22 protein-coding genes are annotated in these 22,310 nt (G+C 44.2%); 7 read left to right on the forward strand and 15 right to left on the reverse strand.

Going from position 1 to position 22,310, the window contains the following annotated elements; translation table 11 throughout:
• Nucleotides 1-62: 62 nt before the first annotated feature.
• The 5 genes from phoU to B4K11_RS07715 all read right to left on the reverse strand — a co-directional run bounded on the left by phoU (nucleotide 63) and on the right by B4K11_RS07715 (nucleotide 6,780).
• Nucleotides 63-797: a phosphate signaling complex protein PhoU gene (gene phoU / locus B4K11_RS07695; RefSeq protein ID WP_292949453.1), complete on the reverse strand. Its 735-nt coding sequence runs from the start codon at nucleotides 795-797 to the stop codon at nucleotides 63-65.
• Nucleotides 798-818: 21 nt separating this feature from the next.
• Nucleotides 819-1,652, reverse strand: coding sequence for a phosphate ABC transporter ATP-binding protein PstB (gene pstB, locus B4K11_RS07700; protein ID WP_292949450.1), 834 nt, complete (start codon nucleotides 1,650-1,652; stop codon nucleotides 819-821).
• A gap of 23 nt (nucleotides 1,653-1,675) precedes the next feature.
• Nucleotides 1,676-3,364 (reverse strand): phosphate ABC transporter permease PstA, encoded by a 1,689-nt coding sequence (pstA, locus tag B4K11_RS07705; protein WP_292949447.1) that lies wholly within the window; start codon nucleotides 3,362-3,364, stop codon nucleotides 1,676-1,678.
• Nucleotides 3,365-3,390: 26 nt separating this feature from the next.
• The gene (locus tag B4K11_RS07710) at nucleotides 3,391-5,664 is read right to left on the reverse strand and encodes an ABC transporter permease subunit (RefSeq protein WP_292949444.1); all 2,274 of its coding nucleotides are present in this window, start codon (nucleotides 5,662-5,664) and stop codon (nucleotides 3,391-3,393) included.
• A gap of 144 nt (nucleotides 5,665-5,808) precedes the next feature.
• Nucleotides 5,809-6,780, reverse strand: coding sequence for a PstS family phosphate ABC transporter substrate-binding protein (locus B4K11_RS07715; RefSeq protein ID WP_292949441.1), 972 nt, complete (start codon nucleotides 6,778-6,780; stop codon nucleotides 5,809-5,811).
• A 236-nt stretch (nucleotides 6,781-7,016) separates the two neighbouring features.
• Here B4K11_RS07715 and B4K11_RS07720 point away from each other — a divergent pair, with 236 nt between their 5' ends.
• The 3 genes from B4K11_RS07720 (at nucleotide 7,017) to B4K11_RS07730 (ending at nucleotide 8,403) form a co-directional block, all read left to right on the forward strand.
• Nucleotides 7,017-7,415, forward strand: a complete 399-nt coding sequence (locus B4K11_RS07720) for an acyl-CoA thioesterase (protein ID WP_292949438.1) — start codon at nucleotides 7,017-7,019, stop codon at nucleotides 7,413-7,415.
• 87 nt (nucleotides 7,416-7,502) lie between these two features.
• The gene (locus B4K11_RS07725; RefSeq protein WP_292949434.1) at nucleotides 7,503-7,928 is read left to right on the forward strand and encodes a hypothetical protein; all 426 of its coding nucleotides are present in this window, start codon (nucleotides 7,503-7,505) and stop codon (nucleotides 7,926-7,928) included.
• A gap of 121 nt (nucleotides 7,929-8,049) precedes the next feature.
• Nucleotides 8,050-8,403: a GFA family protein gene (locus tag B4K11_RS07730; RefSeq protein ID WP_292950230.1), complete on the forward strand. Its 354-nt coding sequence runs from the start codon at nucleotides 8,050-8,052 to the stop codon at nucleotides 8,401-8,403.
• A gap of 18 nt (nucleotides 8,404-8,421) precedes the next feature.
• Here the strand turns inward: B4K11_RS07730 and B4K11_RS07735 are convergent, their stop codons facing one another.
• Entirely contained in the window at nucleotides 8,422-9,651 is a 1,230-nt protein-coding gene (locus B4K11_RS07735) for a nucleoside recognition domain-containing protein (RefSeq protein ID WP_292950231.1), read from the reverse strand.
• 249 nt (nucleotides 9,652-9,900) lie between these two features.
• On the opposite strand from B4K11_RS07735, the gene B4K11_RS07740 reads away from it, so the two are divergent.
• Nucleotides 9,901-10,575 carry a carbonic anhydrase gene (locus B4K11_RS07740; RefSeq protein ID WP_292950232.1) on the forward strand — a complete coding sequence of 225 codons (675 nt, stop codon included), beginning with the start codon at nucleotides 9,901-9,903 and terminating at the stop codon, nucleotides 10,573-10,575.
• Nucleotides 10,576-10,584: 9 nt separating this feature from the next.
• On the opposite strand, the gene B4K11_RS07745 is transcribed toward B4K11_RS07740, so the two are convergent.
• The 3 genes from B4K11_RS07745 to B4K11_RS07755 all read right to left on the reverse strand — a co-directional run bounded on the left by B4K11_RS07745 (nucleotide 10,585) and on the right by B4K11_RS07755 (nucleotide 12,177).
• The gene (locus B4K11_RS07745; protein ID WP_292950233.1) at nucleotides 10,585-11,112 is read right to left on the reverse strand and encodes a DUF6942 family protein; all 528 of its coding nucleotides are present in this window, start codon (nucleotides 11,110-11,112) and stop codon (nucleotides 10,585-10,587) included.
• A gap of 6 nt (nucleotides 11,113-11,118) precedes the next feature.
• Nucleotides 11,119-11,469 (reverse strand): ribbon-helix-helix domain-containing protein, encoded by a 351-nt coding sequence (locus B4K11_RS07750; protein ID WP_292950234.1) that lies wholly within the window; start codon nucleotides 11,467-11,469, stop codon nucleotides 11,119-11,121.
• Nucleotides 11,470-11,607: 138 nt separating this feature from the next.
• Entirely contained in the window at nucleotides 11,608-12,177 is a 570-nt protein-coding gene (locus tag B4K11_RS07755) for a DJ-1/PfpI family protein (protein ID WP_292950235.1), read from the reverse strand.
• 292 nt (nucleotides 12,178-12,469) lie between these two features.
• Between B4K11_RS07755 and B4K11_RS07760 the strand changes: the two genes are divergently transcribed.
• Nucleotides 12,470-13,339 (forward strand): AraC family transcriptional regulator, encoded by an 870-nt coding sequence (locus B4K11_RS07760; RefSeq protein ID WP_292950236.1) that lies wholly within the window; start codon nucleotides 12,470-12,472, stop codon nucleotides 13,337-13,339.
• Here B4K11_RS07760 and B4K11_RS07765 read toward each other — a convergent pair.
• The 5 genes from B4K11_RS07765 to B4K11_RS07785 form a co-directional block, all read right to left on the reverse strand.
• Nucleotides 13,317-13,649 (reverse strand): transporter substrate-binding domain-containing protein, encoded by a 333-nt coding sequence (locus B4K11_RS07765; RefSeq protein WP_292950237.1) that lies wholly within the window; start codon nucleotides 13,647-13,649, stop codon nucleotides 13,317-13,319. The two genes, B4K11_RS07760 and B4K11_RS07765, sit on opposite strands and share 23 nt — an antisense overlap.
• Nucleotides 13,650-13,768: 119 nt before the next feature.
• The gene (locus B4K11_RS07770; RefSeq protein ID WP_292950238.1) at nucleotides 13,769-14,053 is read right to left on the reverse strand and encodes a hypothetical protein; all 285 of its coding nucleotides are present in this window, start codon (nucleotides 14,051-14,053) and stop codon (nucleotides 13,769-13,771) included.
• 73 nt (nucleotides 14,054-14,126) lie between these two features.
• Nucleotides 14,127-16,340, reverse strand: a complete 2,214-nt coding sequence (gene uvrD, locus B4K11_RS07775; RefSeq protein ID WP_292950239.1) for a DNA helicase II — start codon at nucleotides 16,338-16,340, stop codon at nucleotides 14,127-14,129.
• Nucleotides 16,341-16,450: 110 nt separating this feature from the next.
• Complete coding sequence (locus tag B4K11_RS07780; RefSeq protein ID WP_292950240.1) at nucleotides 16,451-17,407, reverse strand: homoserine kinase; 957 nt, start codon at nucleotides 17,405-17,407, stop codon at nucleotides 16,451-16,453.
• A 36-nt stretch (nucleotides 17,408-17,443) separates the two neighbouring features.
• Nucleotides 17,444-17,722 carry a DUF2782 domain-containing protein gene (locus B4K11_RS07785; protein WP_292950241.1) on the reverse strand — a complete coding sequence of 93 codons (279 nt, stop codon included), beginning with the start codon at nucleotides 17,720-17,722 and terminating at the stop codon, nucleotides 17,444-17,446.
• Nucleotides 17,723-17,837: 115 nt separating this feature from the next.
• Here B4K11_RS07785 and polA point away from each other — a divergent pair, with 115 nt between their 5' ends.
• A complete protein-coding gene (polA, locus tag B4K11_RS07790; protein WP_292950242.1) occupies nucleotides 17,838-20,609 on the forward strand; it encodes a DNA polymerase I in 2,772 nt (923 codons plus the stop codon).
• Nucleotides 20,610-20,838: 229 nt separating this feature from the next.
• Here the strand turns inward: polA and yihA are convergent, their stop codons facing one another.
• Nucleotides 20,839-21,480 (reverse strand): ribosome biogenesis GTP-binding protein YihA/YsxC, encoded by a 642-nt coding sequence (gene yihA / locus B4K11_RS07795; RefSeq protein WP_292950243.1) that lies wholly within the window; start codon nucleotides 21,478-21,480, stop codon nucleotides 20,839-20,841.
• A gap of 211 nt (nucleotides 21,481-21,691) precedes the next feature.
• Between yihA and B4K11_RS07800 the strand changes: the two genes are divergently transcribed.
• Nucleotides 21,692-22,297, forward strand: coding sequence for a c-type cytochrome (locus tag B4K11_RS07800; RefSeq protein WP_292950244.1), 606 nt, complete (start codon nucleotides 21,692-21,694; stop codon nucleotides 22,295-22,297).
• The last annotated feature ends 13 nt before the right edge of the window (nucleotides 22,298-22,310 follow it).

Below are 22,310 nucleotides of genomic sequence, written 5' to 3' on the forward strand. Positions count from 1 at the left end.
AAAAACTATGGGACAGCAGTGGCTAAAAAGCTGCTTTTTTTTAAACGTTTGTTTGAGAACGTTTATTCTTCTGAACCGTCCGCGTTGACGGCGCGCTTGATCTGTTTCAGGCTTCCATGACGTACATCGGTACCACTTACAAGGTAAATAAGATGGGTCGCCATTGCGCGGGCATGCTCTGAAATACGCTCCAAGCTACGTAATACCCAAATTACATTCATCACACTGGAGATAGATCGAGGATCTTCCATCATGAATGTTGCTAGAGAACGCATAGCAGAACGATATTCTTGGTCAACAGACTTATCCATCTTAGCAACACGGTAAGCAAGTTCAGTATCGTTACGAGCAAAAGCTGTAAGTACATCTTTTACCATTTCACGAACCAAGTTACCGATATGGCGGACCTCTTGGTAGCCACGAGGGGAGTTACCTTCCTCTACCAGTTCGATCGCATGGCGACAGATACGGCTGGCTTCATCACCCATACCTTCTAGATCTGAAACAGCTTTAGATACAGCAATAATAAGACGTAGATCACTGGCTGCAGGCTGGCGGCGAGCAATAATAGTGGTGCACTGTTCGTCGATTAGCACCTCCATATCGTTGGTCTGCTTATCAACTTTACGGGATTGCTCTGCTAGTTCTGCATCACCATTTAAGAGTGCATCGATACAATCATGAACTTGGCGTTCTACCACACCACCCATCGTTAATAAGAGGGTGCGAATCTGTTCCAGCTCTTCATTGAATTGCTGAGAGATATGCGTGGAAAAGCTTTCTGTTTTAAGTTCCATCGTTATTGCTCCTTCCCCAAATTAACCGTAACGGCCGGTGATGTAGTCTTCAGTTTGTTTTTTAGCTGGGTTGGTAAACAGAGTATCCGTTACACCAAACTCAATCATGTCACCCATATACATAAAGGCAGTGTAGTCAGAGACACGCGCTGCCTGTTGCATGTTATGAGTTACGATGACGATGGTGAAGTCTTTCTTCAGCTCATGGATCAGCTCTTCAATCTTGAGTGTAGAGATCGGATCCAATGCGGAAGCCGGTTCGTCCAACAGTAATACTTCAGGTTTTACCGCAATTGTACGTGCGATAACCAAACGCTGTTGCTGACCACCGGACATACCTAGTGCACTCTCATGCAGACGGTCTTTTACTTCGTCCCATAAGGCTGCAGATTTTAGAGCCCATTCAACCGTTTCATCAATAACGCGTTTTTTTGTTACGCCTTGAATACGCAAGCCGTAAGCCACGTTTTCATAGATAGATTTAGGAAATGGGTTTGGTTTCTGGAACACCATACCTACGCGACGACGAAGTTCAGCAATATCGACACTGCGGTCGTAGATATTATTTTCGTCTAGAAGAATCTCGCCGTTGATATGGCAATCATCAACCAAATCATTCATACGATTGAAACAGCGCAGAAGCGTCGATTTACCACACCCTGAAGGCCCGATAAAAGCCGTTACACGGTTTTTCGGAATTAGCATATCGATGCCATGCAGGGCTTCGTTATCGCCGTAGCTTAGTTTTAGGTCATTCACCTTGAGGGCAATAGTTTCTTCCTCAAGATTTAGAATACGGCTATCTCTTTGCATAGTAGAGATGTCAATTGCGTGTGTTTTAGCTTCGCTAGTCATTTTAGCAACCTTTAAAAATTCTATTACATTTCAAGCGCTTTGTATTTTTCACGTAGGTGGTTTCGAATCGCGATGGCTGACAAGTTCAGCGCTGCGATTACCGCCACCAGCAGAAGCGCTGTTGCGTATACCAGCGGACGAGCCGCTTCAACGTTAGGGCTCTGGAAACCAACATCATAAATGTGGAAGCCCAAGTGCATAAATTTCTGATCCAAGTGTAGGAACGGGTAGTTCATATCCAATGGCAGACTTGGTGCAAGTTTAACAACACCGACTAACATGAGCGGTGCTACTTCACCCGCAGCACGTGCAATAGCAAGTATGACACCGGTCATTATTGCGGGGCTTGCCATTGGGATAACAATCTTAATTAAAGTTTCAAACTTAGTCGCACCTAGCGCTAAGGAACCTTCACGCGTCGCGCGAGGAATACGTGTTAAGCCTTCTTCTGTCGCAACAATCACAACAGGTACAGTTAGTAGTGCCAGCGTGATAGATGCCCACATTAGACCTGGCGTGCCAAATGTTGGAGCCGGCTTAGCTTCAGGGAAAAAAGCGTCGTCTATATGGCCGCCCATGAAGTAAACAAAGAAGCCTAGACCGAATACACCGTATACGATGGATGGAACGCCTGCTAAGTTGTTTACCGCGATGCGGATGACGCGTGTCACGAAGCCTTGCTTAGCGTATTCGCGTAGATAAACCGCAGCAACAACACCAAATGGCGTCACGATCACTGACATGATGATTACCATCAAAACAGTACCGAAAATTGCTGGGAAAATACCGCCCTCAGTATTTGCTTCACGAGGATCTGTACTAACAAATTCCCAGATTTTAGCAAAGTAATGAACGATCTTTCCGCCAAGACCCATATCGTTAGGCAGGAATGCACGAACGATATGCGCTACTTTGAACTCTACGATTTTACCGCTAGCAATCTCTGCTGTGACACTGTCACGGTTAAACTCCTCATATAGAGCCAGTAGATCACCCTGAAGGCCTTCATACTCTGCATCGAGTGCAGCGCGTTGTTGATCAATCTTTTTGTACTTAGCAGGATCCGTTACATTTTTAAGCTGTAAAGAACGCTCTTGTAGGCGTAGACGCTCCAACTTGTAGTTGATAGAGCCTATACGACCTTTTTCGATATCCTCAATGTCACTATAGATATCTAAAGCACGTTCGATACGTTTTTCAAGCGTCGCCCAAAGAGCAAGGTACTCATCGGTTTTTTCGTAGCCTTCATAGCTTGTTACCAGTTTACCGTCTTCTTTAATACCGCGGAGGTAACCGTAAAAGTTACCCCATTCACGGCGTTCAGCGGTGAACAGCATTTCAGGCTTAGATCGGTCGGTAATTAAGTCATCCAGTACCCAAATAAAGTCAGTACCACCGTGATCACGGTTACCTACTTTGATTAGGTTACGTTGCATACTTTCAAGACCTTCCGGTACATCAACACCACTATCTCGTAGCTGGGTTGCAGGTACATCTTCTGCTTGAACTTTCTCACCGATTAGGCGCAGGCTATTACCTTGATCTACGTATGTCGCTTGAACAACATCGGCTGGCCAGAAGTGGCCAAGGCCACGAATCGCAATCAGCGTAAGTAGGCCAACAACCATGATCAAACAGATCGCAACGGCACCGGCATTTAACCAAACCCAAGGTGCGCCTGTTTTTGACCACTCAGAAAAAGATTGTCTCATTACTATTTTCCTCAATCAGCCACTAATTACAGAGAGCCGTATTTCTTACGCAGACGCTGACGCACCAGCTCTGCCAAGGTGTTTACAAAGAAGGTAAACAAGAACAGTACGAATGCTGCTAGGAATAGAATGCGGAAGTGGGTACTACCGACTTCAGATTCTGGCATCTCTACTGCAATGTTGGCTGCGAGCGTTCGCATACCCTCAAAGATATTTACATCCATAATTGGTGTATTACCCGTCGCCATCAGCACGATCATGGTTTCACCTACTGCACGACCCATACCGATCATCACCGCAGAGAAAATACCTGGGCTAGCCGTTGGCATAACAACACGTACGAGCGTCTGCCAAGGAGTCGCACCTAGTGCTAGAGAACCGTATGAAAGATGTTTAGGTACTGCAAAAATCGCATCTTCAGTAATGGAGAAGATAGTCGGAATAACAGCAAAGCCCATAGCAATACCTACAACCAGAGCGTTACGCTGATCGTAAGGAATCCCTAATTCTTGCGTTACCCAATAACGCATCTCGGTACCGAACAAGAGTTGCTCAAGACCTGGCGCAATCCAAAAACTGAATACCGTGGCCAGCATCACAACAGGAATTAGCAGAGCTGCATCCCAACCGTCTGGGATTAAGTACCTTAGTGATTTTGGTGCACAAGCCCAAGCGTAGGCAAAGGCGATAATGGATAAAGGTAAAACCAGTAGCGTGACAAAGATCCCCGCTAGATTGACCTCCATAAATGGCGCTAACCATAAGCCCGCCAAGAAACCCAAAATTACGGTGGGTAGCGCTTCCATCAACTCGATGAAAGGTTTTACCTTACGGCGCATAGACGGCACCATAAAGTAAGCCGTATAGATCGCGCCGCAGATAGCTAATGGTGTACCTAAAAGCATCGCGTAAAATGCGGCTTTCAAAGTGCCAAAGGCTAGCGGCATTAGGCTATATTTTGGCTCGAAATCATTGGTAGAAGCTGAAGATTGCCAAGTAAATTCTGGCTCTTGATAACCTTCATACCAAACCTCTTCCCACAATGCGCTCCAAGAAATTTCAGGGTGTTCATTGTGTACTGCCCATAGCGCGAGTTGCCCGTTTTGCTCAACCAGTAGCGCGTTAGAACGAGGTGATAGAGCAATCGTTTCAACGTTGCCCTGTGCAATGGCAGCTGTTAATGAGTTACGTGACGCTGTTGTGCTGAAGAAGTTCAGCTGGCCAGCTTCTGAAATTGTGACGAAGCCTTTACGGCGATGTTCGATCGAGATACTTGTTGTTGCTGCTGTGCCATTCTCAAAGCTGCGAATCTGGCGCATTAGCCATTCGCCTTTCTCGTTACGCACTAAGAACCACTGAGATGTAGTACCAGCGTCGTCAGAAATAAGCAGAGAGTTACCACCGACTAACAGCTCGAACGAAGTGATATTGTTTTTTGTTGCTTCTATTAGCTGCGTAACTTTAGGGCCTCCGTCAGCTAACATATCTACGATACCCAGCTTGCCGCCTTCCCCTGCGATCATCATCCAGCGACGATCGGGCATGAGTAGCAGTTTCTGTGCTGGGATATTCATATTTGGAAGTGAAATTCGGCTAGTATCTGCTTCAATTTCTTCCGTGATGATATTCTCAGTTAAAGAGATCTCAGTAGCAGCAAGATTGGAAGCCTGACCACCGATCAGTGTCCAACTGTCTTCTTCACCATTCAGCGCGAGTACTTCTAGCGCTGAATCGCTTACTTGAATAAGAGACTCGCCCAACGGATAAGCCAGCTGTGGCGTGATAACACGTACGCCATCAGGGTAGGTTGAACGGTATTTATGTTTGAAAATTTGAGCCTGACCGTTGCTGTAACCTAGCGCAAAAATACCACTGTATTCAGAGGCAAGCGCAAAACTGCTTATCTCAGCGCCTTCAGGAATATTAGCAGTTTCCTGTTTGATTACTTCACCAGTACGGCTGTTAAAAAACACCAACTGACCTAGGTCAGTAACACGCAGAGCAATTTCTGCCTGTTCTTCCATGGTTAGGTAAAGGGTCTTTCCTTCGCCTGGAATGGAGTAAGGTGCAATTTGCTGTTCGTTTTCCTGCCAAGGTTCAATGCTGGCAGATTCGAACAGAGGAGCTACTTCATAAAGTAGATAGAAGAAGATCAGAAGAATCGCAACAATTACGCTGATACCACCAAAAGCGATACCACCTGAAGCCATTTTATCCTTCAAAGCGCGTAAGTTTCTGTGTCGCTTGGCCGCTGGAGTATTAAAATCCAGTTCGGTCGTTGCTGTGTTTTCTGTACTCATGGCACATAGGTCTCGAAGTTTACTGAGAATACGGCGCATACAATATTAAAAAATTGTTACATCTGTATTACAGTCAGTGTCATAAACGAAATAAGGGGGCCAAAATGGCCCCCTTATTTGAGTAAAGCGTTGGTTCAAGGCGGATTACATGCCTAGAGCAGCCATCTGCTTTTTAACAACTGCTGAAGGTAGTGGGATGTAGCCATCTTTAACAACGACTTCCTGACCTATTTTAGACATTACCATTTTCAGGAACTCTTTCTCTAAAGGAGCAAGAGGCTGACCTGGCTTTTTGTTCACGTATACATATAGAGAACGTGCCAGAGGATATTTGCCGTTCAGTGCATTTTCAGGTGTTGCTTCTATGAATGGAGCGCCGTCTTTCTTCGTTAAAGGAAGTGCGCGAACAGAAGCTGTTTTATAACCAATACCAGAATAACCTAGTGCATTAAGAGACGTAGATACAGACTGTACTACAGATGCAGAACCTGGCTGTTCGTTTACGTTGTTTTTGAAGTCACCTTTACAAAGTGCTTTCTTCTTGAAGTAACCGTAAGTACCTGATACTGAGTTACGACCGAACAATTGGATGCTCTTATCAGCTAGAGAACCGGCTACGTTTACATCACCCCAAGTCTTAGCATCTGCTTTAGCGCCACACTTACGAGTAGAGGAGAAGATTGCATCTACTTGGCTGATTGATAAACCTTCAACTGGGTTATCTTTGTGTACAAACACTGCTAAAGCATCGATCGCTACAGCAACAGGTGTTGGCTTATAACCGAATTTTTTCTCAAATGCAGCCAGCTCTTTGTCTTTCATTTTGCGAGACATTGGGCCAATGTTTGAAGTACCTTCAGTCAACGCTGGTGGCGCAGTAGAAGAACCTGCCGCTTGAATTTGGATGTTAACGTTTGGGTAGCTACGCTTGAACTCTTCAGCCCACAACGTCATTAGGTTGGCTAGCGTATCAGAACCAACAGATGATAGATTTCCAGAAACACCTGATGCTTTAGTGTATACCGGTAGGTCTTTGTCTAGTAGGTCAGATGCATTTGCAGCTACACAAGTTGCAGAAATAGCAACGGCAGCAAACAGCTTTTTCATAGGTTTCATGTAGTGCTCCAGAATAGTCTTTAAATATCTATATAAAGTTAATATGGTGAGCACTATAGGCAGCTTTAGTGACAGTAATATGACAAGTGGAAATAGATTATTAAAAAAGTTGTTTTTATTTTCTGATTCATTTGAAACATATAGATGCTTATATAATGATTAGTAAGTAATGACTGAGGCATTTCATCTAGCGATCTGCGTCGCCAATATATTCATATTCTTGAGGTTGTAATGTAATGAATAATGGTAGTGATCAAGGGCTTCAACCTGAAGGGGAGTTGAGTCTACAACTACCTGCTGAAAACGATGCGACCAATATGTTTGGTGATGTTTATGGCGGCTGGGTTTCCGCTAAAATGGTGCAAGCTTCGGAAATATTTTCGGCTCGATTATCGAAAGGGCGAGTCTCGACGGTATCTATAGGACAGATGGTTTTTATGTCCCCTGTCCATACTGGGACAATAATGTCTTTCTATACTAAACTGCTTGAGGCTGGACAAACATCTATGCGGATACAGGTTGAAGCATGGGGTTGTGCTCCCGATGGAACTGAATTTAGAAAAGTAACGGATACGGAATGTGTACAAGTGGCGATTGATGGCCATGGACATATTCGAGAAATTTCAGCGTACTAACCTTAAGGTTAAATTTGAGGTAATGGCCGCTGATTCTTAAGCCTCTAGGGAGTATTGAGGTGAGATTAAATACTACAAGGATGGTATATGTATGTGTTAGAGAGTTCATCTTGCGATTTTCTTGATCAGGTTTTGGCTGAATCAAACGGGTTTACCTTCAGTAAAACCAGCATGATTGCATATCGAGCAGAGCTGGAGTTTTGTTTAGCTGAACTTGATTTACAACATATTATTGATGCTTCAGGTTACAAGAGGCTGTCTAGCCGGATGGCCTGTATATTTCCTACATTGCCTCGCCAGACCCAAAGAACCCTATGTGAGGCGCCCAAACGACTTGAGTACTATACAACTCATTGGGAGGAGATATGTACTGGGGAGAAGCTAGAGTTCGCCTATTCGGTGCTTTCGCTTGCGTTTGGTGAAAAAGTGGCAGCCAATGCTTTAGGCTGTGGAGCGCATGTGAATAAGAAATCGAATGCGGAGCTATTTGATATTGATCACTATCACCATTAACTAGCCTGAGATGCTGCGTGAGTAGCGCAATTGGATACTAGGATTGTCTGCTTAGGTTGATGGATATTATTTGGATTGCTGAGTGATTTGAGAAAGCTGACTTGTCGATTAGGAGGTCATTTTGAAAAGCTATCATGGCAGTTGTCATTGCGGTTCAATTAAATTCACCTTTCAGGCACCTGAAATTGTTGATGGCCTACGTTGTAACTGCACTGTTTGTATCAAGAAGGGCGCAATGATGGGTAATTTCGTGGTCGCACCTGAAGATATAGACATTAAAGTAGTCGATGAAGCCTTAGGTACTTATGAGTTTGCAACTCATGTGGCAAAACATCATTTTTGTAAGCGTTGCGGCATCTACCCCTTTCATCAAACACTCCGTAAACCGGGTCATTATCGAGTGCATTTAGGTTGTGTTGACGGCATTAACCCGCTGGATCTGCCCTATGAATTAATAGATGGCGCCTCGTTATAAGAAGTGGATAGACTCTTTTTAACCAAAAAACCAATATCCAACCGTGATTGCCGCGATAATACCTGCTAAATCGGCAGTTAAGCCGCATGCGATTGCATGACGGGCGTGACGTATTCCGACTGAGCCAAAATAAACGGCCAGAACATAAAAGGTCGTTTCGGTGGAGCCTTGTATTACTGAGGCTAAATAAGCGGCGAAGGAATCTACGCCATGGGTGTTCATTGTTTCCAGCATCATGGCACGTGCACCGGAACCGGAAAATGGTTTCATAATCGCCGTGGGCAGTGCATCGGCAAAGCGTGTGTCAAAACCTAAACCGCCAATCCCTTCTCGTAGTAGCCAGATGAACCCTTCCAGTGCGCCGCTTTCACGAAGTACACCAATCGCCACTAGCATGGCTAAGAGGTAAGGGATGATTTTTATCGCGACTTCAAATCCCTCTTTTGCACCATCGACAAAGGTTTCATAGATATTGACTCCCTTTAGATAAGCAATACTGAGGAAACCAATAATGGCTGAAAAGATCATGAGATTACCCACCAAGGACGATTGCCGTTGCAGTTCATCAATCGTCAAGGTGGTGAAGTAGCCTATAAAGGCAAGTAAAAAGGCAACAAAGCCGCCGATATACAGCAGAGTTACACGTTCCCATAAGCGAATCTTTTGCACAAAGCTGACCGCCATTAAGCCGGCAAGGGTTGAGCAACAAGTCGCAATGAGAATTGGGATAAAAACTGAGGTTGGGTCGCTAGCACCTTGTTGTGCTCGATAAAGGAAAACGGTAATAGGGAAGAGCGTCACTGAAGACGTATTCAAAACTAAAAATAAGATTTGTGCATTACTCGCCGTGTCTTGCTGGGGGTTTAAGCTTTGAAGGTCTTTCATCGCTTTTAAACCAAGAGGCGTGGCTGCGTTATCTAAGCCTAGAACATTGGCCGATAAATTCATGGTCATGGAGCCCATTGCAGGGTGATTCTTAGGAACCTCCGGCATTAAACGGGTAAATAGCGGGCTTAATCCACGTGCAAACTTATCCACTAGGCCTGAACACTCAGCGAGTTTCATCATGCCTAGCCAGAAGGCGAGAGTACCAATTAATCCGATTGATAACTCAACAGAAAGTTTCGACATATCGAATGTAGATTGCACTAAACGCTGAAAAACGCCTGAGTCATCGAGCCAAAGCCATTGGTATAGCGCGGCTGTGAAGGCAATAAGAAAAAAACTGAGCCAGATTCGATGTAGCATTTAAGGCCTTTTGTTAAAAATACTGTCAGTCCTTGGAGTATAACGAATACTTTTAAGGCAAGTATATTTCTCCTGCTAATATAATTAATAGGGATAATTTTAGTGCGATAGAATCGTAAGAATTCAGGATTGCCTATGAGTCGTTTATTTCGAAAAAGCCTATATAAAAAGCGATTCAACTTAGCTTGGTAACATATAAGCTGGGTGGTAGAGTGAGCCGAATTATTTAGCGGAGAGAAATCAGAAACTATGGACAAAATTATTCAGGGTGTGCTGGATTTTAAGAAGAATGTTTACCCCGAACGGAAAGATCTGTTTGGTGTGCTTGTTGATCAAGGACAAAGTCCTGAAGTACTTTTCATCACCTGCTCTGATTCTCGAATTGATCCAAACCTACTGACTGGTTCTCATCCTGGTGATATTTTTATCTGTCGTAATGCGGGTAATATTATTCCTCCCCATATGAATCAAACCGGTGGCATGACAGCCTCTATAGAGTTTGCTGTAGCCGTGTTAGGTGTTCGCCATATTATTGTATGTGGACATACGGACTGTGGTGCGGTGAAAGGCGCGCTTGATTTGGAGTCGGTTAAAGGTTTGCCCCACGTTAAGGAGTGGCTAGGTCATTGCCGCTCAGCGATGGAAATTGTTCGTGAGCGCAATGATATTGCAGGAGACCAGCCTGTTCCAACCTGTCATCTGGATGAAGCGATTGAAGAAAACGTGTTGCAGCAAGTTCAACATCTGCGAACTCATCCTGTGGTAGCCGCTAAATTAGCGACCAATAAGATTGAGATCCATGGTTGGGTTTACGATATTAAGTCAGGCACAATTCGTTGTAGCCGAGGTAATGACAATGAATTTAGTGATTTTAATGCACTTTACGCGGGTATTATCAGTAAGCTGTCAGGGCAAGATAAATAGTATCTATAGTTAGTTCTCTTCAGCTAAACTTCTATCTCTGAGTTTTTGTACGAGCGACACTAAGGTGTCGATTCGTGCATTATTCAGCTGTCTGTAGTCTAAGTATGGACAAACGATTAAGCGTTCATTGCTGCTGACGGCGAAATACTTATCTAGCCACATTAAATCCTGTAACCCTAATTGTTCAGCGTAGCTTTTACCTGCAACGATATGTATTACATCACGATCTGTAAACTGCGGTACTGAAAATAGAAGGGCTTCTTGGCGTTCTGCTTGAAACAAGGCCTGATCTCGGTAATTTTGCCAAGTATCAAAACCTTCTAGCTGTTGCTGATCGTGCTCAGAGTAGAGCTGAAAAAGAAATTTTGCGCTGACATTAAATACTTTGCGCCAGTGGTTACTGGTGTTTTTGCCTATGTAATCTATCTCACCGGGATTAAGCGGCATGAGTGTCGCTTGATCGGGATAGTTATCCAGTTCGGGGCGATTAGCAATATAGATCGCAAGCTTAAACTCTTTGCTGCCGAAACCAATCATTTATCGTTAATGCCTTTTCTCTATCTCATTGGCTAAGATCAAATCTGCATCTAAGGTATTGATTGGTATAGCTTGGCTGATTGGAATATCACCTGATAGCTGTAAGGCTAAATAACGCATACAGCAAACCCTTAAGAAAGACGTGAAATTACCTAGATCATGCCCGGCATCGATTGACTCGTGGTGAAGTCGAGTGAGCATTTGCGGAATATTCATCTCGTCTCTTTGAGCGATAGTCTCTAACGTGTCCCAGAAATAATTTTCTAAACGTACACTGGTCACCATACCGTCAATGCGTAAAGAGCGGGTGCTGCTTTTCCACAGCTCGGGTTCTGCATTGATAAATAGTTTACACATTTGAGAGCACCTATCTTTATGTTTCAAAAAAATAGAGTGATTTGACTGTGGTTTACAGCCAAATCATAACGCTATTGAGGCAATTTGTTTACTTATCAGGCCTTAGCTTGGCAGCTAAAGCCTGAATAAGCTACGGCATTAAAGATAGAGTAAAGCGATAAACTGAGATAGCCAAGCGGGGTGGGCAGGCCATGCAGGAGCTGTTACTAAGTTACCATCGGTAATCGCTGCATCCATTTCAATTTCTGCATACTCCCCACCTGAAAGTGTAACTTCGGGGCTACAAGCGGGATACGCTGAGCACTTTTTACCTTCAAGTACGCCAGCCGCTGTTAATAGCTGTGCGCCATGGCAAATAGCAGCAACAGGTTTATTCTCAATGAAAAAGTGACGCACCATATCTAGCACGTCTGAATTTAAACGTAGATATTCAGGGGCACGACCACCTGGAATGATTAGTGCGTCGTAATCTTCTACATTTATCTCTGCGAAGCTCGCATTCAGTGTAAACCGATGCCCTAGCTTTTCAGTGTAAGTTTGATCGCCTTCGAAGTCGTGGATGGCCGTAGCAATGCTGTCGCCGCTAACTTTATCTGGGCAGATAGCGTCTACATGATGACCAAAGGTGAGTAATGTCTGGAAGGGCACCATTGTTTCATAATCTTCTGTGAAATCACCGGTGATCATCAGTATTTTTTTAGGTGTCATAATCTACTCCGATTTTTACTGGCTTATTTAGATGGCTTTGCACAAAGTAGCAGTAGTCGAAGGGGAGTAGGTATTAGCTGAATACTACAGATGGGAAAAGATCTATTTTTGGTTTTTTAAGCTGATCTAAAAAGTGTATTACTAGAAAATACGAAATTTCTTTGATAAATATTATTAGCGCTAACTATCTTATATGCTTAGTCTATTATTAAGTCTCGATGCTGTTGAGTATGATCAGTATCGAGCGTTTTGTTTTTTTATCTGTTAATTTGGAGGCTAGGTGAAAGAATAGATGAATAGCTTACCAATTAAACAAACCGCATTTAATAATGAGCGAATTTCAGCTCTTGGTATTGAGCCAATGCGTTTCAGCGACCTGCTTCCTAAGTTAGAAAAAGGCACTGAACGCGTAGAATTCTATATTCTGATTTTAGTAACCGGTGGGGAAGGAAGTCATAGGGTAGATTTTGTTGATTACAAAGTGAGTAAAGGGACTTTATTATTTGTTCGTCCTGGGCAAGTTCAGGAGTGGGGTGATTATTCTCGGCTAGAAGGGGATGTCGTTCTAATCGATCCTAATTCGTTACCTCATGATGAAATGTTGCCTTCAGTTGATCAGGAGGGACTGGCTTTAATTCGTTGGCAAAATGTTGTGACCTTGCCTGATATCCTTTATCAAGATACTTCTAATGCGGTTTTGCGATTACATCGTGATTTTTCTGACTATGATGGGTCAACGTTAGATATCGCTTTGATTCGTCATGAACTGTTGAGCTTGTTACTTCGTCTCGCTCGTTGGCAAAGTAGAGTTTCCCCTATTGCGAGTGCCGGAGGTCGTGCCCAAAAAACCTATCGATTATTTGCTGAGTTGCTTGAACAGGAATATATACAGCAGCATAGCCTTAGCTTTTACGCACAGCGTTTAGGCTATGCTCAAAGTACGTTGAGTCGTGCTTGTGTCCAGTTCGAAGGGGTTACAGGAAAGGTCATGATAGATAAGAGGATAGTGCTAGAAGCGCAAAGGTTACTTGTACATAGCGCAATGTCTGTAGCTGAGGTGGGCTATTATTTAGGGTTTAGTGAAGCGACCAATTTCATAAAGTTTTTCAAGCGTATGCTTGGGCTGACCCCGCTAGCGTTTAGGGAGTCCCGACGCGTGTAGAGCCCTCTTGATTCAAATAGCCTTTAACTATTTGGTCACGTTTACCATTCAGTATGATTCTTTCTATAGCATTGTTAATTGGGTCTACTAAGTCTTCTCGGCTGCGGTGAATTCGAATATGCAGACTTGCTTCGTCATGGATAGGTCCCATGTCGACATGAGAGCGTTGAGGCGAAGCAGACAAGATATCCTCATTAACAATTCCAACATCAGCTCGGCCTAAGGCCAGTGCTCGAATTAAGGTGACTTCGTTATTGTAATTTATACGTTCACCAAAGTGCTCCGATCCTCGATAGTCAAACCCGCGCACTTATCTTCTAACAGTGATAAGTTGTTTAAGGTAAAGGATTTTCCTTTGGGAAAAACATAAACATCCTTGGTCCAATAAAATTGTTGGCTGAAGAGTTGAATTTCCTGTTCGCGAGGGCGCTAGCGCCATGCTGGGTTAGCGCAACAGGATATCTCATACAGTTGTGTTTCAAAGCCTACACGTCTTCTCATCGGTGGAATGGGGACTAGGGTCGGTTGCAAGTCCGCCATGATGAGGATTTCACGAAAAAGGTCTGTGTATATGCCACGAGGCACTCCATCAATTTTCATAGATAATGGAGCGCGCTCTTGATCATAAATAGGGACTGTTATCTCCTCGGCTGCTTGTGCAGAAAGAATAAAAGATAACCCTAATAAGAAGCATAGGCATCGATGACGAAGCATAGCTTATCCCGGTAGTGTGAATAGGATTAAGTATAGAGCGTCTTTATAAAATAACCCTGTTCACACGTAAAAATTATGCAGGTTGTAGATTGGCAAAACCCACAACCAGCCATTTACTTCCCTCATAGTCAAAGTTGACTTGTACTCGGGCTTTCGCGCCTGAGCCTTCAAAATTTAGCACTGTACCTTCACCAAATTTAGCGTGGGAGACTCTTTGCCCTAGTGCTAGGTTGGTTTCGGGTACTTCACTGCTACTGAGTGAGCTATTGCCAAATAAACTACTGCCTTTGTCGTCATTATAACGACTGGTCATAGGCCGGCTGACGCTGGCATTTAGGCGGACCTCTTCCATCAGATCACTAGGGATCTCTTTGATGAAGCGGGAAGGACGGTTGTAGTTATCTTGGCCATGTAAACGGCGTGATTCTGCGTAGGTGATATAGAGCTTCTTCATCGCTCGCGTGATGCCTACATAGCAAAGTCGACGCTCCTCTTCGAGACGACCGGGCTCCTCAATAGACATTTTGTGAGGGAAGAGCCCCTCTTCCACACCCGCTAAGAAGACTTGTGGAAACTCCAAACCTTTTGCCGAGTGTAAAGTCATTAGCTGAACACTGTCTTGGAAATCGTCTGCTTGGGTGTCGCCTGCATCGAGTGCCGCTTGGTCTAGAAATGCTGCCAACGGTGAATTGAACTCTTCATCAAGGAACTCATCCCATTGGCTATTAAACTGCTTAGCTGCAGTGACCAATTCCTCTAAGTTTTCTATACGAGACTGGGCCTTTTCACCCTTCTCTTTTTTGTGGTGCTCGATCAAGCCCGCATGTTGAATGACATGTTCGGTTTGTTCATGCAGTAGTGTCTCTTCCGTGTCTTGTGCCATCTGATTGATGAGATCGAGAAAGGCTTGCAGAGCATTGGAGGCTCTAGCCGGTAAGCGATTGAGTTCCACTATCTCATTGGAGGCTCGCCACATAGATATATTCTGGCTACGCGCGTGTTCACGGATCACTTCAATCGTACGTGTACCAATACCGCGAGTCGGCACGTTAATAACACGTTCCATCGATGTATCGTCATCACGATTACTTAATAGACGAAGATAAGACAGAGCATTCTTGATCTCTAAACGCTCGTAGAAACGTTGACCACCATAAATACGGTATGGAACGCCGCTGCGAATGAGTGCTTCCTCAAGAACACGTGACTGCGCATTGGAGCGATAAAGAATAGCGCACTCATTACGCATATTTCCGTCTTGCACCCATTTGCTGATCTGGTCGACAATAAAACGCGCTTCATCCTGTTCATTAAAGGCAGAATAGAGTGAAATTGGCTCGCCTTCACCCGCTTCAGTGTGAAGCTCTTTACCCAAACGTCCTTGGTTATTGCGAATGACTTCGTTGGCTGCGCGTAGAATAGTTTCTGTAGAGCGGTAGTTTTGCTCTAGTTTTATCGTTTCTGTACCTGGGAAGTGAACTGATAAGTTTTGAATGTTTTCTATTTTAGCGCCACGCCAGCCGTAGATTGACTGGTCATCATCGCCAACAGCCATTAATTTCTTCTGACCGCCGCACAATAACTGTAACCAGCCGTATTGAATGCTGTTGGTATCTTGAAACTCGTCCACTAGTAAGTAGCGAAAGCGCTCTTGGTAATGGGCTAAAAGGGCTGGGTTTCTGTCGCGTAACAGTTCAAGCGAACGCAGTAGCAGCTCGCCAAAATCAATCATTCCGCCACGTTCACACGCTTCTTCATAGGCTTGGTACATTGATAGCATGGTGCGATCTGTCGGATCATTACGTGGCTCTATATGTTTAGCACGTAAGCCTTCGTCCTTTTTCTCGTTGATGTACCACTGAAATTGACGTGCAGGCCAGCGTTTGTCATCAAGATTCATCTCTTTGGCGAGACGTTTTACTAAACGCAGTTGATCGTCACTGTCCATAATTTGGAAGTTTTCTTGCAAGCCCGCATCTTGCCAGTGAGCTCGAAGTAAACGGTGGGCTAAACCATGGAACGTACCTACCCACATGCCTTGGGGGTTAATCCCCAAAAGCTCTTCAATTCGGCCGCGCATCTCTTTAGCCGCTTTGTTGGTAAAGGTAACCGCCATGATCGAATAGGGAGACATCTGTTCGATCTGTATTAACCAAGCAATACGATGAACCAGTACGCGTGTCTTACCAGAACCGGCGCCGGCTAATACGAGTAAATTCTGTACGGGGGCGGTTACTGCACTACGCTGGGCATCGTTCAGCGAGTCGATAATGTGGGTTACGTCCATTGCTGCTCTTCAGTCACTGTATAAATAATCAGTGGCTGATTATAACAGCTACGATGGGCTTTAATAGAGGTGAGGTGTTGATGGATTTCTAAGGGAGGCGTCAGCTCGTTTTAAGGAAGCTGACTTGGGTGCTGCCGTCGGTAAAGCAAGATGCTTTTGAGCTCCTCTGGGTCTTTGAGCTTTTGCTCGCTTTCTTCATCTAACCAAGGGATCAGGCGTGATAACCAGAAACGCATGGCAGCCGTACAGGTGAGAATCGGCCATGCGCTTTTTTCATCTTTGGTAAAAGGGCGGGCTTTCCCATAAGCGGTAAGCAGGGCTGATTCCCTAAGAGGATCAATAGAACCATCAGGGTTACAGCACCAGTCGTTCGCTACGATGGCTAGGTCGAATAATAAAAAGGCGGTAGCTGCATTGTATAGATCTAAAACAGCGCTGACTTCGGTGCCTTGAAAAAGCACATTATCATGGAATAAGTCTCCATGGATCGTGCCTACCTTAATATCGCCGGGTTGATCACGTAGTTGATCAAAACGTTTAACTTCCTCTTTCAGAAGTTGTTGGTCTTCGAGTGTTAGCTTAGGCGATAGCAGTTCGCTCTCTCTTCTCCACCAAAAGACGCCACGATGTGCCTGGCGTTCTAAATAAAAACTATCGGCGGCCACGTGGAACTCGCCGAGTACTCTACCAATTGCTGCACAATGCTCTGGTGTAAGTTCGGATTGAGCAACATGCTCACCGTAGAAACGTGGCTGAATTGCGGCAGGGCGGTTTTTTAGTTTCTTAAGGCCGATGCCATTTTTATCTTTTAAGGCAAAAGGGACATCAATCTGCTTATCGGATAGCCATTGGCAAAGCTCAACAAAATAGGGAAGCTCTTCATAACTTAGCTCTTCGAAGAGAGTGAGTACATACTCACTTTCTTCGTTTTCGTTTTTAAGAGTGATGAAGTAGTTGGTATTTTCAATACCACCATCAATACCTTTAAAACTAACCAGCGAGCCTAAATCAAAATCATTTAGGAAGAGATCAAGGTTGTTTTTGTCGAGGTGCGTATAAACAGCCAAAAGCGTTACTCGGTTATTAACAATTGAATTTAGAGCTTACCAACGAAACAGAACCCATTTGGGGATAAGCATTTGTGATTCTTCATGCCTAATAAAGTCGCCTTCACCTGGTGCAGGCACTAAATAGTATTCTTTTCCTATATTAGGGACGACTTTGATCTCCTTCAACTGCCCATTGACGCGGTATTCATAGTAAGTTTTCTCTGCATCATTATAGATCGTAATTTGTGGCTCATTTTCGTCTACTAGCGGTGGTACTTCTGCATGAGCAAGAGGCGCTAGGAGTATTAGGGTGGCGAGTAGTAGCTTTTTCATGACTCTTCCTTGTTAAAGTATGAAGATTTCTTTAGACGGCTGCACTTATCGATTATGATCTGTGCCTAGTTATAGCTAATCGACAACTAATTATTTAACCAACTCGGATTCACAGATGAGCGAACAGCAGCAAGCATCCAACTCTCCCCTTATTCTAGTCGACGGCTCCTCGTATTTATACCGTGCCTTCTTTGCTTCACAGCAAGCAGACTTAAGAAATTCCGCGGGTGTGCCGACGGGGGCGATCCGAGTAGTTACATCTATGCTGAAAAGTTTGGTTAAACAGTACCCAGAGAGCCCAGTTGTGGTGATCTTTGACGCAAAGGGTAAAACTTTCCGTGACGAGCTATACACAGAGTATAAAGCACAGCGTCCACCGATGCCGGATGATCTACGTAGTCAGGTTGAACCGATTCATAAGATTGTTAAAGCGATGGGAATGCCGCTGATCGTTGAAGCGGGTGTTGAGGCTGATGATGTTATTGGCACGTTAGCGCGACAAGCAAGCGAGCAGGGCGTCGATACGCTGATCTCCACTGGCGATAAAGATATGGCTCAGTTGGTGGATAAGCATGTCACGCTGATCAACACTATGACTGACACGCTGATGGATGTCGAAGGGGTTAAAGAGAAGTTTGGTATACCGCCTGAATTGATTATCGATTTTCTTGCACTTATGGGCGATAAGGTCGACAACATCCCCGGTGTTCCTGGGGTGGGTGAAAAAACTGCACTTGCCTTGCTGCAAGGTTTAGGTGGCATTAAATATCTATATGAAAATTTAGATAAGATAGCTGCTCTGGGTTTTCGTGGTTCAAAAACCATGGCCAAGAAATTAGAAGATAACCGTGCTGAGGCTGATCTATCTTATGTTTTGGCAACCATTAAATTAGACGTTGAACTGCAAGAAGAGATCTCTGACTTCAAAAAGCCTGCGCCTAATACCTCTGAGCTTATTGAGCTGTTTACTGAGTTTGAGTTTAGATCGTGGATCCGAGATTTAGAATCCGGAGCGGGTATGGCCTCTTCGGTAGTCGTTGATGAGGCGGATGATCCCTCTTTGCCGACCGCGTCTAGCGATGTTGATTATGAGATAGTGCTAGATGAAGGAATACTTGATCAGTGGATTGAAAAGTTATCCACAGCTGAATTGTTCGCGTTTGATACGGAAACAACGAGCTTAAATTACATGGAAGCCGAGCTAGTGGGGGTGTCGTTTGCCATTGAAGTTGGAAAAGCGGCTTATGTTCCTGTTGCACATGATTACATGGGCGCACCTGAACAGATCAGCCGTGATACGCTGCTAACTAAGTTGAAACCTTTATTAGAAAGCGATGATCATAAAAAAGTAGGCCAACATATTAAATACGATATGAATGTGTTGGCTAATTATGACATTGAAATGAAGGGCATTGAGTTTGACACGATGTTGGAATCTTATGTTCTAAACTCAGTTGCCACGCGTCATGATATGGATAGTCTTGCAGATCGTTACCTTGGTTTGAAAACGGTCAAGTTCGAAGAGATTGCGGGCAAAGGGAAAAAACAGCTTACTTTTAATCAAATCGAGTTAGAGCAAGCAGGCCCTTATGCCGCTGAAGATGCTGATATTACCCTGCGATTACACCAAGTAATCGATGCGCAGCTGAGCAAAGATCAACGTTTGAGCCAAGTATTTACTCAAATTGAGAAGCCGTTGATTACTGTGTTATCTAATATTGAGCGTAATGGCGCTTTAGTTGATCCAAACCTTTTAGGCGAACAAAGCATTGAGCTTGCTGCGCGTATGGTTGAGCTTGAACGGGAAGCTTATGACATAGCAGGTAAAGAGTTTAACTTAGCCTCACCCAAACAGTTACAGCAGATACTCTTCGAAGAGCTGGAAATTCCGGTCATCAAAAAAACGCCTAAAGGCGCACCTTCCACAGCGGAAGAGGTCTTACAGGAGTTGGCATTAACCTATCCATTGCCTAAATTGATTTTAGAGCATCGTAGCTTAAGTAAGCTGAAATCGACCTATACCGATAAGCTACCGTTGATGATCAACCCGCGTACACAGCGTATTCATACTTCATACCATCAAGCAGTTACCGCAACAGGGCGTTTATCTTCTTCGGACCCGAATCTACAAAATATTCCTGTGCGTACTCAAGAGGGGCGTAGAATTCGTCATGCGTTTATTGCGCCAGAAGGCTATAAGCTGGTGGCGGCGGATTACTCGCAAATTGAATTACGCATTATGGCTCATCTGTCTCAGGACCAAGGACTTCTGGATGCCTTTTCTAAAGGGGCCGATATTCATAGTGCAACGGCTGCAGAGGTTTTTAAGGTCGGCTTAGATGAGGTCAGTACGGACCAGCGTCGTAGTGCAAAAGCGATTAACTTCGGTCTTATCTACGGGATGTCTGCTTTCGGCTTAGCTAAGCAGTTAGGCATCAGCCGTAAAGAAGCTGCGCAATATATTGATCACTACTTTGAAACCTATCCGGGCGTGCAAAACTATATGGACGATGTACGTACAAAAGCGCAAGAACAAGGGTATGTTGAAACGTTGTTTGGCCGCCGTCTATATCTGCCTGAAATAAAGGCGAAGAATGCGATGCGTCGTCAGGCCGCGGAACGTACAGCGATCAATGCGCCGATGCAGGGAACTGCTGCGGATATTATCAAACGAGCAATGGTTTCCGTTGATAGCTGGTTAAAAGAATCTGAATTTGATGCGCAGGCGATCATGCAGGTACATGATGAATTGGTTTTTGAAGTGAAGGAAGATCAAGTTGATGCGTTTGTTGCGGCTGTAAAGCAGCAGATGGCTGATGCCGCTGAGCTTGATGTGCCTTTATTGGTTGAAGCGGGTGTCGGTGATAACTGGGAGCAAGCGCACTAATTGTTGAAGTTAAAATATCACCTATGGTCAGTGGCCTTGGGCTGCTGATTATTAAATGAATGTTTTTTGAACAATGATGGGAACTATTGTTAAGTAAAGCGGTCTACTTTGTTTAAGAGTCATGTATACGTTGACACACCATGGTCTTGGCTCTTTATTACAAGCATGCGTTAAAGCCCTGAGAGATCGTTTGTTCCCCCTTCCGAAATTTCCCAGGGCTTTCTTTTATCTATTCGCTAGTAGATTCATCATCTTGCGGCACTAACCATAAATCTAAGCGTTGACGTAACTGATCTACATTTTGCTTTTTAAGGGCAGAGAAGGTTTGTACGGTGACTAAATCGCCGAGAACTTGAGTAAGTTCTTTGCGGATTGTCAGTAATGTAGATTGTGCCGGACCTCTTTTCAATTTGTCAGATTTTGTCAGTAATACGTGTAGTGGCATATGAGAGTTCTGACACCAATTCACCATCATGTGATCAAACTCTTTCATTGGATGGCGAATATCCATTACAAGCACAACGCCTTGTAGGCATTGTCTCTTTTGTAAATATTCATCTAAGTGTTGCTGCCAGTGCTGCTTCATCTCAATAGGGACTTTAGCAAAGCCATAACCCGGCAAGTCGACAATACGAACACCTTCAACATTAAGGTCAAAAAAGTTGATTAATTGGGTTCGACCTGGTGTTTTTGAGGTACGAGCGAGCTTTCCATTATTGGTTAGCGTATTAATTGCGCTTGATTTACCCGCATTTGAACGGCCAGCAAACGCTACTTCAGCGCCTACATCTTCCGGACACTGATGTAGTTTAGATGCGCTTTTATTAAATTTAGCGGTGTTGTAGTGAACGGTTATTTGATCTGATGACATATTTTTGGCCGCTTTTTTGGAAATCGATACTAAAGGAACAGAGATTGTCGTTCCCGTTTGTGTGGTTATTGGTTTATAATTGCGTCAATTTTACCTGCGAACAGGTTTTACCTCTAGTCTGCAGGGAAGTGAGGATAACATCGGTCGATGGAAAACCATTAGTGTTTTACATAGATCGAATATAATTTTAATTAATAGTCTGGGTTCGTAGATGAATAAATTACTGATTAGCTTGCTTATGACCATAGGTCTTACTGGTGTAGCTCACGCAGCAGGTGATGCTGCTGCAGGAAAAGGCAAAACGGCTGTATGTGCAGCTTGCCATGGCGCTGACGGTAATAGCGCTATCGCAAACTTTCCTAAACTTGCAGGTCAGAATGAAAAATATCTGATCAAGCAGTTGAACGATATTAAATCTGGTGCACGTCCTGTTGTTGAAATGACGGGTCTATTGGATAACTTAAGTGACCAAGATATTGCTGATATCTCTGCTTACTTCGCAAAGCAAAATGGCACTGTCGGTCATGCGGCTAAAGATTTGGTAGAACAAGGCCAGGCTATTTATCGTTCAGGTATTGCTGATAAAGGCGTTGCTGCTTGTACAGCGTGTCATTCACCAACGGGCGAAGGTAATGCTCAGGCAGGTTTCCCTGCGATTGGTGGTCAGCATGCTGCGTATACTGAAAAACAGTTAATGTCTTTCAGAAAAGGCGAGCGTAGCAATGATCCTCAGCAGATGATGCAGGATATTGCCGCTAAATTGAGCGACGCTGAAATGAAAGCAGTGTCTAGCTATATTCAAGGCTTGAGCAAGTAAATTAAGCTTAGGT

This window comes from Neptuniibacter sp. UBA6509, from assembly GCA_002435145.1.
GTDB lineage: Bacteria > Pseudomonadota > Gammaproteobacteria > Pseudomonadales > Balneatricaceae > Neptuniibacter.